Source organism: Actinoallomurus acaciae, from assembly GCF_042429965.1.
Classification (GTDB): Bacteria; Actinomycetota; Actinomycetes; order Streptosporangiales; family Streptosporangiaceae; genus Actinoallomurus; species Actinoallomurus acaciae.
Genome location: NZ_JBHLZP010000048.1, coordinates 14,836 through 29,282 on the forward strand (window position 1 = coordinate 14,836; position 14,447 = coordinate 29,282).

General features: G+C 70.2%; 15 protein-coding genes. 7 read left to right on the forward strand and 8 right to left on the reverse strand.

Annotated elements, in window-relative coordinates:
* Positions 1-195 precede the first annotated feature (195 nt).
* The 3 genes from ACFFNX_RS09435 to ACFFNX_RS09445 all read left to right on the forward strand — a co-directional run bounded on the left by ACFFNX_RS09435 (position 196) and on the right by ACFFNX_RS09445 (position 1,480).
* Complete coding sequence (locus ACFFNX_RS09435) at positions 196-603, forward strand: helix-turn-helix domain-containing protein (RefSeq protein WP_378198138.1); 408 nt, start codon at positions 196-198, stop codon at positions 601-603.
* On the forward strand, positions 600-980 hold the full coding sequence (locus tag ACFFNX_RS09440; RefSeq protein ID WP_378198140.1) for a hypothetical protein: 381 nt from the start codon (positions 600-602) through the stop codon (positions 978-980). Before ACFFNX_RS09435 ends, ACFFNX_RS09440 begins: the two co-directional genes overlap by 4 nt.
* Before the next feature lie 164 nt (positions 981-1,144).
* Complete coding sequence (locus ACFFNX_RS09445; RefSeq protein WP_378198142.1) at positions 1,145-1,480, forward strand: DUF2516 family protein; 336 nt, start codon at positions 1,145-1,147, stop codon at positions 1,478-1,480.
* Between the two features lie 39 nt (positions 1,481-1,519).
* On the opposite strand, the gene ACFFNX_RS09450 is transcribed toward ACFFNX_RS09445, so the two are convergent.
* The gene (locus ACFFNX_RS09450) at positions 1,520-2,239 is read right to left on the reverse strand and encodes an SGNH/GDSL hydrolase family protein (protein ID WP_378198144.1); all 720 of its coding nucleotides are present in this window, start codon (positions 2,237-2,239) and stop codon (positions 1,520-1,522) included.
* A gap of 49 nt (positions 2,240-2,288) precedes the next feature.
* Here ACFFNX_RS09450 and ACFFNX_RS09455 point away from each other — a divergent pair, with 49 nt between their 5' ends.
* Entirely contained in the window at positions 2,289-3,008 is a 720-nt protein-coding gene (locus ACFFNX_RS09455) for an alanyl-tRNA editing protein (protein WP_378198146.1), read from the forward strand.
* Positions 3,009-3,159: 151 nt separating this feature from the next.
* Here the strand turns inward: ACFFNX_RS09455 and ACFFNX_RS09460 are convergent, their stop codons facing one another.
* Together ACFFNX_RS09460 and ACFFNX_RS09465 are read right to left on the reverse strand one after the other, a co-directional pair.
* On the reverse strand, positions 3,160-3,687 hold the full coding sequence (locus tag ACFFNX_RS09460; RefSeq protein ID WP_378198148.1) for a hypothetical protein: 528 nt from the start codon (positions 3,685-3,687) through the stop codon (positions 3,160-3,162).
* Between the two features lie 171 nt (positions 3,688-3,858).
* Complete coding sequence (locus ACFFNX_RS09465) at positions 3,859-4,494, reverse strand: TetR family transcriptional regulator (RefSeq protein WP_378198150.1); 636 nt, start codon at positions 4,492-4,494, stop codon at positions 3,859-3,861.
* An 81-nt stretch (positions 4,495-4,575) separates the two neighbouring features.
* On the opposite strand from ACFFNX_RS09465, the gene ACFFNX_RS09470 reads away from it, so the two are divergent.
* Both ACFFNX_RS09470 and ACFFNX_RS09475 read left to right on the forward strand, forming a co-directional pair.
* Positions 4,576-6,837, forward strand: a complete 2,262-nt coding sequence (locus ACFFNX_RS09470) for an MMPL family transporter (RefSeq protein ID WP_378198152.1) — start codon at positions 4,576-4,578, stop codon at positions 6,835-6,837.
* Positions 6,838-6,863: 26 nt separating this feature from the next.
* Entirely contained in the window at positions 6,864-7,817 is a 954-nt protein-coding gene (locus ACFFNX_RS09475) for a DUF5996 family protein (RefSeq protein WP_378198154.1), read from the forward strand.
* Here the strand turns inward: ACFFNX_RS09475 and ACFFNX_RS09480 are convergent.
* The 5 genes from ACFFNX_RS09480 to ACFFNX_RS09500 all read right to left on the reverse strand — a co-directional run bounded on the left by ACFFNX_RS09480 (position 7,799) and on the right by ACFFNX_RS09500 (position 12,716).
* Positions 7,799-8,704 (reverse strand): M56 family metallopeptidase, encoded by a 906-nt coding sequence (locus ACFFNX_RS09480; protein ID WP_378198156.1) that lies wholly within the window; start codon positions 8,702-8,704, stop codon positions 7,799-7,801. The genes ACFFNX_RS09475 and ACFFNX_RS09480 overlap by 19 nt on opposite strands.
* A 5-nt stretch (positions 8,705-8,709) precedes the next feature.
* The gene (locus tag ACFFNX_RS09485; protein WP_378198169.1) at positions 8,710-9,069 is read right to left on the reverse strand and encodes a BlaI/MecI/CopY family transcriptional regulator; all 360 of its coding nucleotides are present in this window, start codon (positions 9,067-9,069) and stop codon (positions 8,710-8,712) included.
* 89 nt (positions 9,070-9,158) lie between these two features.
* Positions 9,159-11,462: an ABC transporter permease gene (locus ACFFNX_RS09490; RefSeq protein WP_378198158.1), complete on the reverse strand. Its 2,304-nt coding sequence runs from the start codon at positions 11,460-11,462 to the stop codon at positions 9,159-9,161.
* A gap of 4 nt (positions 11,463-11,466) precedes the next feature.
* Positions 11,467-12,225 carry an ABC transporter ATP-binding protein gene (locus ACFFNX_RS09495; protein ID WP_378198161.1) on the reverse strand — a complete coding sequence of 253 codons (759 nt, stop codon included), beginning with the start codon at positions 12,223-12,225 and terminating at the stop codon, positions 11,467-11,469.
* Positions 12,222-12,716 (reverse strand): PadR family transcriptional regulator, encoded by a 495-nt coding sequence (locus ACFFNX_RS09500; RefSeq protein ID WP_378198163.1) that lies wholly within the window; start codon positions 12,714-12,716, stop codon positions 12,222-12,224. The genes ACFFNX_RS09495 and ACFFNX_RS09500 overlap by 4 nt, the downstream gene beginning before the upstream one ends.
* A 215-nt stretch (positions 12,717-12,931) precedes the next feature.
* On the opposite strand from ACFFNX_RS09500, the gene ACFFNX_RS09505 reads away from it, so the two are divergent.
* The gene (locus tag ACFFNX_RS09505) at positions 12,932-14,146 is read left to right on the forward strand and encodes an ABC transporter substrate-binding protein (protein ID WP_378198165.1); all 1,215 of its coding nucleotides are present in this window, start codon (positions 12,932-12,934) and stop codon (positions 14,144-14,146) included.
* Positions 14,147-14,447 lie beyond the last annotated feature (301 nt).

The following is a 14,447-nucleotide window of genomic DNA, read 5'->3' on the forward strand; positions in this document are numbered from 1 at the left end:
CGGGCAGCGCGAGCCCCCCAGCCAACCGGCGTCGTCGGCAGGGGACCGGCGGATTCACGACGGGACGGTGGCCGCCGAGGGGTGACGTCGGATTTCCGCTCCCCGCCGATGGACGGAACGCGATGTGACTCGTTTCACCCCGAGCTGCTTGCTGGGGCGCTTGCAATAGCAAGCAGGGCGACGCACAGTAGAGGCATGGCGACTTCCAAAGTCGGCTCCATCGGGGAGTACATCCGGGAGCAGCGCCAGCGGGCCAAGGTCTCGCTGCGTCAGCTGGCCGATGCCACGGGTGTGTCCAACCCTTACCTGAGCCAGATCGAGCGGGGGCTGCGAAAGCCGAGCGCGGAGATCCTGCAGCAGATCGCGAAGGGTCTGCGCATCTCCGCCGAGGCCTTGTACGTCCAGGCGGGGATCCTCGATGACCGCGAGTCGGACACGGACGTCCAGGCCGCCATCCGTGCGGACGTGGGCCTGTCGGAGAGGCAGAAGCAGGTCCTGCTCGACATCTACGAGTCGTTCCGCAGCGAATCGGGGAACGCGGAGGCACCGGATGCCGAAGCCGCCACCAGCACGACCCCACCGACGGAAGGAACGAGGACATGACCATCACCGAGAGGCTGCGTGACAGCAAGGCCTTCTACGCCGCCGCAGGCGCCGGCGACTTCGCGGTCGAGAAGCTGCGCGAGGTGCCGGACCGCATCAACCGGCTCCAGGAGAAGACCGACCCGAAGGACCTGGGCGGCGCCGCCGTCGCGTACGTGAACCAGGTGAGCGCTCGCGCGGCCGACGTGTACGACGGGCTGGCCGAGCGCGGCAAGCGCATCGTCAGCCGGGTCGACCGCCAGAAGGCCACCCAGGAGCTTGAGGCGTCGGCCAAGGCCACGGTCCGCAGGGCCCGTTCGGCCGCCGGCTCGGCGCGCCAGACGGCGCGTACGGCCGCCAAGGCCGCCGGCGACGCCTCCAAGAAGGTCGGCAACTGAGCACGTCGTGAAGCGTCACCGACGGCCCGGACGGAGTCACCCGCCCGGGCCGTCGCGCGTTTTCCTCATCCGCGACGGGGTGTGACGCCGGGGAAAACGCATACGCTGGGGCCTGTCAAGCAATGTCGCGGCGTTCCGGCGCCGTCCACCGCAGGGAGTCAGCCGTGCTCGGAGGAGCCCAGGGTGTCGTGGCCTACCTGTTCTGGGCCGTGGCGATCGCCGCGTTCGTCGTCGAGGTGTGGGCGTTCATCGACGCCGTACGACGTCCGGCCGCCGCCTACTCGGCGGCGGGAAAGCTCACCAAGCAGCTCTGGCTGATCATCCTCGGGGTCGCGCTGCTGTTCGGCCTGGCCGGCGCGGTGCAGCTGGTGTCGATCATCCAGATAGTGCCGATCATCGGCTTCATCGCCGCGGCGGTCTACCTCGCCGACGTGCGTCCCGCGGTCCGGCAGTACGGCCGGGGCGGGTCCTCCTCCTCCGGGCCGTACGGGCCCTGGTGAGCAGTCACCAGCACCCGTCTTCTCCGCCTGGGCTCTGAGCTACGGCTTGGCGAGTTTCAGCGTACGGAGGTCGGCCACGAAGCGACCGGCGATGTAGCGTGCGCCGGCCGTGCTCGGATGGACGCCGTCGCTCAGGATGTACAGCGGCGCGTTGCCGGTGCCCTGTACGCGGTCGCCGGTGATCCAGTGCTCGCGCAGCGGGTCGACGAACGGCACGTTCTGCTCGCTCGCGACACCGGCCAGCGCGTCGCGGATGCGCTCCACCGCGTGCGTCGGGTCGCCGCTGCCCCACATCGGGCCCATGAGCAGCATGCGCGTGTCGGGCCAGGTCTGCCGGATCGTGGTCAGCAGCTGCCGGGCCGCGCCGGCCACGGTCGCCGGCGGGTGGCGGCGGTCGTTGTGGCCGCCCGAGACGATGACCAGGTCGGGCGTTGGGCGCCAGGCGAGCTGCTCGGTGAACAGGTCGGCGAAGTTCTTGTGCACGCTGCCCTCGGCCACGAACCCGGTGCCCCGGTAGCCGCCGAGGATCACCTGCCAGCCGAGCGTGCGCGCGGTGTCGGCGGCGTAGGTGAGCTCGGGCACCTGCCCGAGGCGTCCGGTGGTGTAGCTGTCCCCGAGGAACATCACGACCGGCGCGCGCTGCGGCGCCGGTTTTTTCGGGGCGCTGTCAGCCCGTGCCTTGCCCGCCGCACCACCGCACCCCGCCGTCGCGAGGAGAGCGGCGACGGCGGCGACGCTGTTGATCACGCGTCGTCTCATCCCGCCCCCTGTACCCGCGCCCGGCAAGCGGGCGTCCTATGGTCCTGTTATGCCGACGACGCACCGACTTGAGCTGACCGACCAGACACTCCGCGAATGGGATGCGACAGTGCTCTCGTCCGGTCATGACGGAATCGTCCTCGACCGCTCCGCATTTTATCCAGGCGGAGGCGGGCAACCGGCCGATCTTGGAGTTCTCCTGTGGCAGGGAGTTCAGACGCGCATCGCCGGCGTGCGCAAGGGCGACGATCTCTATCTGATTCCCGCCGAGGGCGACCCGTTGCCACCTGCGGGAACTCAGGTGCGCGGCGCGATCGAGGACGAACGCCGCACCAACCTCATGCGGACGCATTCGGGTCTGCATGTTCTGTGCGGTGTCGTGTTCCGCGACTACGGCTGCCTCGTCACGGGCGGCAACATGGAGCCCGGCGTCGCGCGCATGGACTTCAACCTGCCCGAGGTGCCGCCCGGCTTCAAGGAGGCGGTCGAGGGCGCCTGCAACGCCGAGATCGCCGCCGACCGGCGCATCGACGTACGAACCCTGCCGCGTGCGGAGGCGTTCCAGATCCCCGACATCATCCGCACCGCGACGAACCTGGTCCCGCAGGAGGTGGAGGAGGTCCGCATCGTCGACATCGTGGGCCTCGACACCCAGGCCGACGGCGGCACCCACGTCGCCTCCACCCGCCAGATCGGCCGGCTGCGCGTCGCCAAGGTCGAGAACAAGGGCCGGGGCTTCCGCCGGGTCCGCATCCGGATCGAGGACTGAGCCCGCGGCCGAGGCGCACGGGCCCCCGGCGGTTCGCAACGGCTCGGCCCGCGATTGGACGCCGGAAGGAATGCGCCCTGAGCGGGCGGGGCGGCGAAAGAGCGGACGGCCCCACCGCACTCTGGCGTGGGACCGTCCGATCGGGTGAAGGTCAGTTGACGGTCAGGGTCTCGGCGACCGGGCGCGGGCTGTTCGGGGTGCACGGGATGGTCAGGGTGCCGAGCAGCGAGACGCTCGCCTTGACCGTGACGTCGCCGCCCTGGACCTGGTCCGTGCCGGCCGCCGTCGGCGTCCAGTCACCGCTCAGGTCGCCGGTGATGGGCTGGTTGGCGGGTACGGAGCCGCCGCTGCCGCTCACCGAGAACGAGGCGGTCTGCGCCCCGGTCGTGTCGAGGGCGGCGGTGGCGCTCCAGGAGTTGATGGCGACCGGCGAGGACAGGCTCAGGCTCGAGATGTGCAGCGCGAAGTGGGTGGAGGTGCCCACGGTCGAGGGGTTGGGAGAGGCGGTCAGCGTGCCGGTGATGGTGACCGTCTGCGACCCGGACAGCGGGATGTCGCAGGTGTAGGCCGCCGAGAAGTCGGACGCGTGGGCGGGCGCCTGGACGGCGAGCGCGCCGAGTCCGCCGATTGCCAAGACGGTGGAGGCGGCCGCGACACGCCTGGCGAGGGACCTGGTCATCGGAGGCTCCTTTCGTCCGGGATGGCGGGAATGACTGATTGACCCGGACTCCTTACTTATCCGCAACAAGCGGGTAAGGGGTCAAGTGACTCATGAGTAAGTTTCATGTTCTGCGGTCATGGCACGTGTCGGCCGTGTGCGACCCCGTGGTGGTGGGCGGCGGGCGCGGAGTCACTTCGCCGGGGCGTCATCCCCGGTCGCCGGGGGCGAGGTGATCGCGGGGACCGAGGCGAGCACCTGCTCGACGATGACCAGGGCGCGCTCGGTCGCCTCGCGGGTCTGCTCGGCGTCGTAACGCTGGGTCCGGCAGTACATGATCGCCGCTCGCAGCCCGCCGAAGGCGACGCCCATCACCGTCACCGCGGTGACCTCGTCGAGTTCGGGGGCGAGTTCGCGCAGGACCTGGACGAACCCCTCTTCGGCGTCCGCCAGCCGCTTCAGCGCCTGCGCCTGCAGGGACGGGCGCTTGCGGAGGAGGGCGACCTGGATCGCGCCGTACTCTCCGTCCTCGGTGGAGATCGCCTCGACCAGCGCGTCGGCCACGCGGCGGAAGGTCGCCAGCGGGGTCTCGCCGCTCGGCCGTTCCGTGAGGCGGGCGCGGATGTCGGCCAGGCGTTCGTCCATCTCGGCGAACACCACGTCGTCCTTTGACGGGAAGTAGCTGAAGAAGGTCCGGGGCGACACGTCGGCGGCGGCGGCGATGTCGGAGATCGTGGTCTCCTCGAATCCGCGCTCGTCGAACAGGCGCAGGGCCGCGGAGGCGATGGCCCTGCGGGTGCGGAGCTTCTTACGCTCTCTCAGCCCCATGTGATTCATTTCACCAATATATACACTCGATGCGAAGTTGCAGCCATTGCACCTTTTTCGGCGGCATGCTGTCCTTGCACCATGGCACGGATACTGGATCGGCTGGGGCGATTCTGTGCCCGGAACCGGCGGTGGGTGTTCGCGGTCTGGGCCGCCGTCGTGGTCGCGACCGTCGCCCTCGGGGTGGCCGGCGGTGGCACGTTCGTGCAGCAGGACCGGCTGCCCGGCACCGAGACCCAGGCGTCGATCGACCTGCTCCGCAAGAACTTCCCCGACGTCACCGGACCCACGACGACGATCGTCTTCCACCCGCAGCGTGGCGTCTCGCTGAGCGACTGGCGCGTCGCGGTGCAGGTCGGCCAGGCCATCAAGCAGGTCGGCGAGCTGCCGCGCGTGGCCACCGTCGAGAACCCCTACGGCGGCACGGGCGGCGCCAAGGGCCCGAACGCCGTCATCGCGGTCGCGCACCTCAAGGGCACCGCGCGCGACCTGCGCCCCGAGGACATGAACGCCTTGGAGGAGGCCACCGAACCTGCCCGGCTGGCCGGCGTCGACGTCGACTACGGCGGCATCGCCTCCATGATCCTCAACCAGCCCAAGGCCGGGCCCAAGGAGGGCGTCGGCGTCGTCCTGGCGCTCGGCGTGCTGCTGCTGGCCTTCGGGTCGTTCCTCGCCGCCGGTGTGCCGATCGTGGTGTCCCTCGCGGCGCTCGCGGTGGCGTACTCACTGATCCACTTCGGCGCGTCGCTCGTGCAGGTGCATCCGACCGCGCCGATGGTGGCCGCCATGCTCGGCCTCGGCGCGGGCATCGACTACTCGTTGTTCGTGGTGACGCGACATCGGCGGCAGCTCGCCGACGGCATGGACGTGGAGGCCTCCATCGGGCGGGCGCTGGCGACGTCCGGGCACGCCGTGGTCTTCGCGGGCGGCACGGTGCTGTTCGCGATCTGCGGGCTGTGGTTCTCCGGCATCACCTTCATCGGCATCATCGGCCTGGCCAGCGCCATCGCCGTCCTGCTCATGGTGACCGGCGCGCTGACCCTCCTGCCGGCGGTGCTCGGCGCGCTCGGCACGGACATCGACCGGTACCGGCTGCCGCGGGTGCGGCCCGACAAGTCCACCGACCGCTGGGAGCGCTGGGGCCGGCACGTGGACCGCAACGCCTGGCCGTACGCGATCGCCGCGACCGTCTTCCTGCTCTTCCTCGCGACCCCGGTGCTCAGCCTGCGCTTCGGCATCATGGCCGACAGCACGCTGCCGCACTCCAGCACCGCGCGCCGGGCGTACGACGTGACGGCCAGGAATTTCGGGCCCGGCTGGTACAGCCCGTTCGCCGTCGTCGCGTCCGTGCCCTCGCCACAGGATCCGCCCCGGGCGGACGAGTCGACGAAGACGGCGCAGGGCTGGTCGGCGCTTCGCCGCGAGCCGGGCGGACGGCTGAACGTCAGCCCCGACGACCGGCCGGCGCCCAACCCCCAGGCACGGCGGCTGGGGGAGGAGCTGCAACAGCGGTTCCGCGGCGTCCACGACGTCGCCGCGGTGGACAACATGGTCGTCGCCGGCGACAGCGTCATCCTCACCGTCGTGCCCGCGTCGCGGCCGGAGACCGCGGCAACCGCCGACCTCGTGCGGAACCTGCGGGAGAACGTGATCCCGCCGATCGTCAGGGCCCACCCGGGCGCACGCGCGTACGTCGGCGGGGAGTCACCCGCGATCATCGACATGGCCACGATCGTCAAGCAGCGCATGCCGTACGTGGTCGTCGTCGTGGTCGGCGTGGCGCTGGTCCTGCTGGTCATCGCGTTCCGCTCGGTGCTGGTGCCGCTCAAGGCCGCGCTGATGAACATGCTGTCGATCGGCGCGTCGTACGGCGTGGTCACCGCGGTCTTCCAGTGGGGCTGGGGCATCCGCCTGATCGGCCTCGACCAGCCGATGCCGATCGTGTCGTTCGTGCCGCTGTTCATGTTCGCGCTGATCTTCGGGCTGTCGATGGACTACGAGGTCTTCCTGCTGTCCCGGGTGCGCGAGGAGTACCTGCGCACCGGCGACCCGCACGAGAGCGTCGTGAAGGGCATCGGCTCGACCGCCCGGCTCATCACGTCGGCCGCCCTCATCATGATCTTCGTCTTCCTGAGCTTCCTCGGCCAGCCGGACTCGATGGTGAAGATGATGGGCATCGGCCTGGCCTCGGCGGTCGCCGTGGACGCGACGGTCGTGCGCCTCGTGCTCGTACCGGCCCTGATGAGCCTGCTCGGCCACGCGAACTGGTGGCTCCCCGGGCGCCGCCGCCCGTCCGCGCCCCGCCACGAGCCGGCCGAGCGCGAGTTCGAACCGGTCGGCTGACCTTCTGGCGGGGGAGGATGGAACCCATGGAGACCTTCCCCGCCATGCCGCTCGCCGGCTGGCAGGACACCAAAGAGACCCTTCACCGGTACGCCCAGGTGGTCGGCAAGATCCGCCTTGCCTCCGGCGTCCGGCGCAACCACTGGTGGAGTGCGCCGTTCCACCTCACCGGGCGGGGGCTGACCACCCGCCCGATGGGACAGGTGGACGGCAACCCGATCTTCACCGTCGACTTCGACCTCGTCGGCCACCGGCTGGTCGTCACCACCGTCGACGGGCGCGAGGCCTCTTTCACGCTGCCCGGCCGTTCGGTCGCCTCCTTCCACGCGGAGACGATGCGGGCGCTGGACAGCGTGGGCGTGCACGTGGATCTGGCCCGGCCGCAGCCGTTCGACCTGCCCGACTCGGGCCGGCCGTTCGCCGAGGACACCGAACACGCGAGCTACGACCCGGTCATGGTCACGCGCTACTGGCAGGTGCTCAGCCAGGTGAACCTGCTGCTGGAGGAGTTCGCCGCGGGCTTCTCGGGCAAGATCAGCCCGGTGCACCACTTCTGGCACACCTTCGACATCGCCTGTACGAGGTTCTCCGGCCGCGTCGTGGACCAGCCGGCCGAGAACGATCCGGTGACCCGGGAGGCCTACTCTCGCGAGGTGGTCAGCTCCGGCTTCTGGTTCGGCGACGACGGCTTCCCCGAGCCGGCGTTCTACTCCTACACCGCGCCGGAGCCCGAGGGGCTGCAGACCGAGCCGCTGCTGCCCGCGTCCGCGCGGTGGGTCGAGCAGCGGGGCGGCCACCTGGCCGTCCTTCGCTACGACGACGCGCGTGCCGAACCCGACCCGCGCGGGGCCGTGCTCGCCTTCTACGAGAGCGCCTACCAGGCCGGCGCCGGCCGCGCGGGCTGGGACGTCGCCGGGCTCGCCTGTCCCGGCGGCATCACCGATCCTCGCCTGCGCCGAGCTCAGGCGGGGACGGCGTAGAGGATCAGGGGGAGCGTGGCGACCAGGGCCGCGCCGACCAGCATCGCGCCGCGCATCGGGCGGGCCAGCGGGGCCGGGGCGAGCAGGCGGCGGACGCGGACGAGGATGGGGTTGGTCTCGTCGGCGCCGATGACGCCGAGGGTGCCCCTCGGCGTCGGCGCCGATCCGGCCGACGCGAAGCGCAGCAGCGCCGTCGCCAGCTCCTTGGCCGGGCGGTCTCGCCGGGCGCGGTCGTCGGCCTGGATCTCGATGAGGAGTTCGACCGCGTCGAGCGTGCGGGCGACCGTGCGCGACTGCGGGAGCATCCGGCGCAGCGACGTGAAGGGCAGCAGCACCAGGTCGTGCCGCTCGCGGGCGTGCGCCCGCTCGTGGGCGAGCACCGCGGCCAGCTCGTACGGGCCGAGCAGCTCCAGGGTGCCGGCGCTGACCACGACCTGGGAGCGGACGCCGGGAACGCAGTAGGCGGCGGCGACCGGATGGTCGAGCACGAGGGTGCCGGGCACGTCGGGGTCGCCGTGTGCGACCAGGGCGAGCAGGGCCCGGTGACGCCGGCGGGCGCGGACGACGCCGGCGATGGCGACCATCAGCACGCCGAGGAGCATGAGGGCGAGGGTCAGGCCGGCCGCGAGGGCGGCCAGATGGATCGAGGACAGCGGCTGCGGGTCGCGGAGTGAACGGCCGATGCCGGCGATGATGCCGTCACCGTACGGCGCGACGCCGAAGCCGAGCAGGGTGCCGATGGAGGCGAGGCCCCAGGCGAGGCCGAGGGCCTGCCACAGCACGATCGCGGTGCGGGGCGTGCGCCACGTCCACCGGGCGCGGGTCAGCAGGTGCGCCCCCAGGGCGCTCCCGGCAGCCATCAGGGCGAGCAGGGCCGTGCCGGTCATCCCGGTTATGTCCCTTCCACCTCATCGAGGACGCGACGGAGCAGCTCCACCTCGTCGCCCGACACCGAGCGTGCGAAATGCGCCAGAGCGGCGTCGCGATCGCCGGTCATGTTGAGCGCACCCAGCATGAGTTCGGCGACGTACGCCTCTTTGGTCGCGATCGGACGGTAGCGCCAAGCGCGCCCCTCGCGCTCCCGTACGAGAAAACCTTTTTTGGCGAGCCGGTCGAGCACCGTCATCACCGTGGTGTGCGCGAGGTCGCGGTCGTCGGCGAGCGCACGGCTCACCTCACGAGCGGTGGCACCGTTCTCGCGGTACCACAGGACCTCCATGACCGTCCGTTCGAGCTCTCCCAGACCCTTCACATCCCCCATGCTATCCATCGTAGTACTACGTGCTGTAGTACTACGATCGGTGGTGTCCCGGTACGCCACTCTTCCGGTGGATGCCGCGCTCAGAAGCGTGACACCTCCCGTACGTCGATGCTCGTCGCCTTGCGCGCCAGCATGAAGGCCATGAGGGCGGCGAGCGCCAGCGCGACGACGGCCGCCACGACCAGTTCGAGCACGGTCGGCGCCCGTCCGATCCCCGCGCCCACCCCGCTCGTACGGCCCTGCAGGTCGATGAGGCGGGTGGACATCGCGAGGCCGCCGCCGATCCCGGCCAGCACGGCGATCAGGGCCAGCACGCTCGTGCCGGACACCAGCGTCGTGGTCACCTGCCGTGGCGTCAGGCCCATGGCACGCAGCACGACGATGTCGCGCAGATGGTCGCGCAGGCCCACCGAGGCCGCGGTCAGCAGGTTCGCCACGCAGATCAGCGCGAGCACGATGACGAGCCCGAAGACCACGACCCGGACGACGAAGAGGCGCTGGGCCGGGTTCTGCGCGGCCTGGATGTCGAGCCGGTCCTGCGACTCGCGCAGCAGCCGCTCGCGTGCGGCCTCCACCGAGGCGCCGTGCCGCAGGACGATCCGGTACGACGGCGTCGGGGTCGTGCGCACCGCCTGGTCGAGCGTGTCCATGCCGAAGGACAGCACCTCACCGCTCAGCGACGGCTCGATCGTGCGCCCGACGATGTGCACGATCACGGGGGCGCCGCCGATGGTCAGCCGCACGCGGTCGCCGACGTGGACGTGCAGGAGGTCGAGCAGGCCCTGGCCCGCGACCGCCTCGCCCGGCCTGGCGTACATCCGGCCTTCCCGCACCGGGAACGGGTAGGGCTGCTTGGACGTGCCGAGGGCCCGCGCCTGGATGGTCCGGGTCTGTCCGGGCAGCAGCGCGTCCATCTGCACCTCGGGGTAGACCGCGGTCACGTCCTTGTCGGCGGCGATGACCGCGCTGGCCTCGTACGGGACCAGGCCGACGGGGTGGGCGACCAGCGCGCCGGCCAGCCCGATCTGCTCGGGGTGGTCCTCGAAGTTGTCGAGCGTCGACCAGCAGCCGAGCGCGATCGTCACCATCACCATCGGGATCGCCAGGCCGCCGATCGTGATGACGGCCCGCATCCGGCGGGTGAAGGCGTCGCGGGCGCCGAGCACCAGCGCCGGCGGCAGGCGTACGAGCAGGGCGACGCGCGCGAACCGGGACAGCCGGCCGCTCGGCGGCTCCGCGGTGACCGTACTGGTGGGGGAGACGCGGCTGCCCCGCCAGGCGGGCAGCAGCGTGGCCACCACCACGGCCAGCAGAGTGGCGATCGCGATCAGGGCCAGGCGGCCGAACGACAGGGGGGCCGCGGCCGCGCCGGTGACCGAGCCGAACAGACGCTGGGAGACCGAGGAGTCGGTCAGCACCGAGCCGAGCACACTGCCGGCCACCACCCCGGCGGTCCCCAGGCAGGTCTGCTCCAGCAGCAGCATCCGCCAGATCTGGGCCGGGGTGAACCCCAGGGCCTTGAGCAGGGCGATGTCCTGGAGCAGGGACAGGATGCGCCCACCGGTCGCGTTGCCGATGGCCAGCGCGGCGGCGATCAGCGCGACGACGCCGAACATGCCCATCAACAGGCCGAGCAGGCGGCTGTCCGTCTCCATCGACGCGCGCGCCTGCTGCCACGTGGAGACCCGGTCCACGTGGTCGCCGCCGAGGACGGTGACCACGTGCTGGACGAAGAAGTCGCTCGCGCTCGGGTCGGACAGCTTCAGCCCGATCAGCAGTTCGGTGCTGGCGGCATTCGGCTCGATGCTGTTCAGCACCCCCGGCTGCACCCAGGCGATGCCGGGCGTCACCGAGGGATAGGGGCCCTGGTCGGACGCGTCGGCGATGCCGACCACCGGCAGGTCGTAGCGCCGGCCGTCGAGTCCGCGGACGCTGAGGCTGTCACCGACCCCGGCGCGCAGGGTCCGGGCGAGCGTGCGCTCCATGACGACGCCGTCGGGCCGGGACGGGTCGAGCCAGCGGCCCTTGGCGAGCACCGGCCGGCCGACCTCCGGCAGCCTGCTGCCCATCGCCCGCAGTTCGAGCGGCGCCCGCTGCCCCTCGTGCACCGCCGTCGCGACCGCGGTCTGGAACGGCCCGGAGACACCGGTGACGCCGCTCATGTCCGACAGTGAGCCGAGGTCGGTACCGGAACGCGCGTGGACCCACACGTGCGCGCCGTCGGAGCGCGTGAACACGCTCTTCCACGGGTCCATCGCGCCCGCGAGCATGGTGGTCGCGAGGATCAGCGCCGTGACGACGCCGGCCACGACGCTCACGGACAACACGGCCTGGCCGGGACGGGTGCGCAGGTCGGCGCGTATCCAGCGGATGGTGGCATGCACGGTGTCACAGATCCAGGATCGAGCCGATGGCGTTCTTCTTGTCGGCCGGCGGCTGTACGTCGGCGTCGTCGACGATCATGCCGTCGAACAGGGATATCACCCGATCGGCGGCGCTCGCCACCCGCGCGTCGTGCGTGACGAGCAGGATCGTCTGACCCTGGTCGTGCACCTGTTCGAGCAGCCGTACGACGTCGCGCGTGTTGGTGCTGTCGAGGTTGCCGGTGGGCTCGTCGGCGAGCAGCAGGCTGGGCTCGTTGGCCAGGGCCCGCGCCAGGGCGACACGCTGCTGCTGACCGCCGGACAGGCGGGCCGGCGAGGCGTCGGCGCGGTCACTGAGGCCGAGCTCCTCCAGGAGGTACTCCCGGCGCTCACGCGCCTGCTTCGGGTTGGCCCCGGCGAGCAGGGCGGGCAGCTCGACGTTGTCGGCGACGGACATGTTCGAGATCAGGTTGAAGAACTGGAACACCACGCCGATGTGGCGGCGGCGCAACACCGCGCGGTCGGCCTCGCTGAGGTCGCTCAGGCGGCTGCCGCGCACCCAGATCTCCCCGCTGGTCGCGGGGACCAGACCGGCGAGCAGGTGCAGCACGGTCGACTTGCCCGAGCCCGAGGGGCCCATCACGGCGACGAACTCCCCGGGGCGTACGAGGAGGTCGATGCCGCGGATCGCGCGCACGTCGGTGCCGTCGGAATGGTGGACCTTCACCAGATCCTTGGTACGGATCATCGCGGCGTCCGGGGCCGGTTTCTCGGCAGAACTCACGACAGCGCCTCCCGGCAGCGCTCGCGCCATTCGAGATGCGGCCGGGCTCCTTCGACGAGCGGGGACGCGACGCGATTGTCGCCTTCCCCCGGGTGGCCGGGTTCGGACAGGCCGCGCATGAGATTGAGGCAGTGGCGGCGCTGCCGGTTGATGAGGGACATACGGTCGGTGGCTCCGGTCAGCGGGACGAGGGAGAGTTTGGTGAAGAACTCACTGCGAGGGCGGGGCCCCTCACCGGGCGCGTCGAGCCATTCCGCGACGGCCTCGAGGCCGGTCGGCGTGAGCTCGCGGACACGCTTGTTCGGGCGGTTGCTCTGGGTCACGTTTTCGCCCCTGAACAGGGCATCTTTCTCCAGTCGCCCCAGCGTGACATAGACATGCCCGATGCCGGGCGAGGGGTCGGCGCTGCCGAATGTCTGCTCCCAGGCCTGCTTGAGCTCATATCCGTGAGCGGACTCCTTGGCCGGCAGGGCCAACAACACCGATCGCACCTGCGGCCACCTCCTCACGATTTCTGCATGTCAGGCATGTTAGGGGTGATGGTGATGCCTGGACATAGGTAACGAACTTGAAACTTGTCGTTGACACCTGGATTACGGGTGTGCATAACATGCATGTACCCCACGGAGGGGTCAGAGAGAGGTTGACGATGGTGCGGTCGTTGGCAGGCGGTCTCCTTGCGATGGTTCTCGTCGCGGGTTGCGGCATGTCGAGTCCGTCCCACGCGGCGAGCGATGGCTCGACGGTGGCGACCAGTGGTCCGATCACGCTCGTCACCGGCCCGGATTTTACGGGTTACATGCGGCCATTGGTCGACAAATGGAACGCGGTGCACGCGTCCGAGAAAGTCACCCTGCTCACTCTCCCCGACGCCGCCGACGATCAGCACGCCCAGATGGTCACCAATCTTCAGGCGAAGAGCGACCGATACGACGTGCTCAACATGGACATCGTGTCGACGGCGGAGTTCGCCGACGCGGGATGGATCATCCCGCTGGACCGGCGGCAGTTCCCCGTCGACCAGTTCCTCAAGCCGGTCGTGGACACCGCGATGTACGGCGGCAAACTGTACGCCGTTCCCTTTACCAGCAACGCCGGCCTGCTGTACTACCGCAAGGACATTCTGGATAAAGCAGGCAAAAAGCCGCCCAAGACCTGGGCCGAGCTTCGGCAGCTCGCCATGACCCTCGCGCCCAAGAACGGGCTCGAGGGCTACGCCGGCCAGTTCTTCCCCTACGAGGGGCTGACCGTCAACTTCGCCGAGGCCGTGCAGTCCGCCGGCGGGGCGATCCTCACCGACGACGGCACCAAGGTCGCGGTGAACTCCTCACAGGCGCGGCAGGGCCTGAACTTCCTGGTCCAGGGTCTGCGTGAGGGCTGGATCACCAAGCGGTCCCTCACCTTCAAGGAAGAGGAGTCCCGCAAGGAGTTCGAGGACGGGCGGTTGCTGTTCCTGCGCAACTGGCCCTACGTGTACGGGCTCTTGTCCCGTCCGGGCAGCAAGGTCAGGAAGAAGTTCGGCGTCACCCTCCTGCCCGGCCAGGACGGCCCGGGCTCCAGTTCGCTCGGCGGCGCCAACCTCGCCGTCAGCGCCTACTCGCGGCACCAGAAAACCGCGATCGCCTTCATCAAGTACTTCACGAGTCTGGAGAACGAGCGGGCCGTCCTCACCCAGGGGTCGTTCCCGCCCGTGTGGGCGCGGCTCTATGACGACCCCGCGCTGATCAAACGTTTCCCCTATCTTCCGGTGCTCAAGCAGAGCATTCTCGCCGCCAAGCCACGGCCGGTGAGTCCGAACTACAACCAGGTGAGTCTCGCGATCTCCAATGCTGCGAGCGGGGCTCTCAACTTCCGGCAAACTCCCGACGCAGCCATCTCTCAGATGGCCGGAGATCTCGGGAGCGTCATCACCAACCGCTGATTTCTTCGAACAACGGTATTCATCGGGCTACCCCCTACCCTTTTTCGGGGGGCTCGGAAAAGCATCGCCAGGAGTTCTTCCCGGCCTGCCCTGAATACCCGCATGGCCGACTCGGGGGCCCGAACAAGTGCAGAAAGGTACGCAGATGCAAGCAAGAGGTTTCTGGGTGACCGCGGTGACCGCGGGCCTGCTCGCGACCACCGCCGCGTGTGGTGGCAGTGATGACAAGACCTCCGACTCGTCCAGTTCGAGTGCTGGTGGTCAGGAGTTGAAGGGTGTGACGGTCGAGGTCGCGGCGAAG

Excerpts from the sequence above, each read along its gene's own strand:
- ACFFNX_RS09505 (WP_378198165.1), top strand. The coding sequence starts at position 12,932 with ATGTCGAGTCCGTCCCACGCGGCGAGCGATGGCTCGACGGTGGCGACC.
- ACFFNX_RS09480 (WP_378198156.1), bottom strand. The coding sequence starts at position 8,704 with ATGACCGGCACGGCCCTGCTCGCCCTGATGGCTGCCGGGAGCGCCCTG.
- ACFFNX_RS09440 (WP_378198140.1), top strand. The coding sequence starts at position 600 with ATGACCATCACCGAGAGGCTGCGTGACAGCAAGGCCTTCTACGCCGCC.
- ACFFNX_RS09435 (WP_378198138.1), top strand. The coding sequence starts at position 196 with ATGGCGACTTCCAAAGTCGGCTCCATCGGGGAGTACATCCGGGAGCAG.
- ACFFNX_RS09475 (WP_378198154.1), top strand. The coding sequence starts at position 6,864 with ATGGAGACCTTCCCCGCCATGCCGCTCGCCGGCTGGCAGGACACCAAA.
- ACFFNX_RS09455 (WP_378198146.1), top strand. The coding sequence starts at position 2,289 with ATGCCGACGACGCACCGACTTGAGCTGACCGACCAGACACTCCGCGAA.
- ACFFNX_RS09460 (WP_378198148.1), bottom strand. The coding sequence starts at position 3,687 with ATGACCAGGTCCCTCGCCAGGCGTGTCGCGGCCGCCTCCACCGTCTTG.
- ACFFNX_RS09465 (WP_378198150.1), bottom strand. The coding sequence starts at position 4,494 with ATGGGGCTGAGAGAGCGTAAGAAGCTCCGCACCCGCAGGGCCATCGCC.
- ACFFNX_RS09450 (WP_378198144.1), bottom strand. The coding sequence starts at position 2,239 with ATGAGACGACGCGTGATCAACAGCGTCGCCGCCGTCGCCGCTCTCCTC.
- ACFFNX_RS09470 (WP_378198152.1), top strand. The coding sequence starts at position 4,576 with ATGGCACGGATACTGGATCGGCTGGGGCGATTCTGTGCCCGGAACCGG.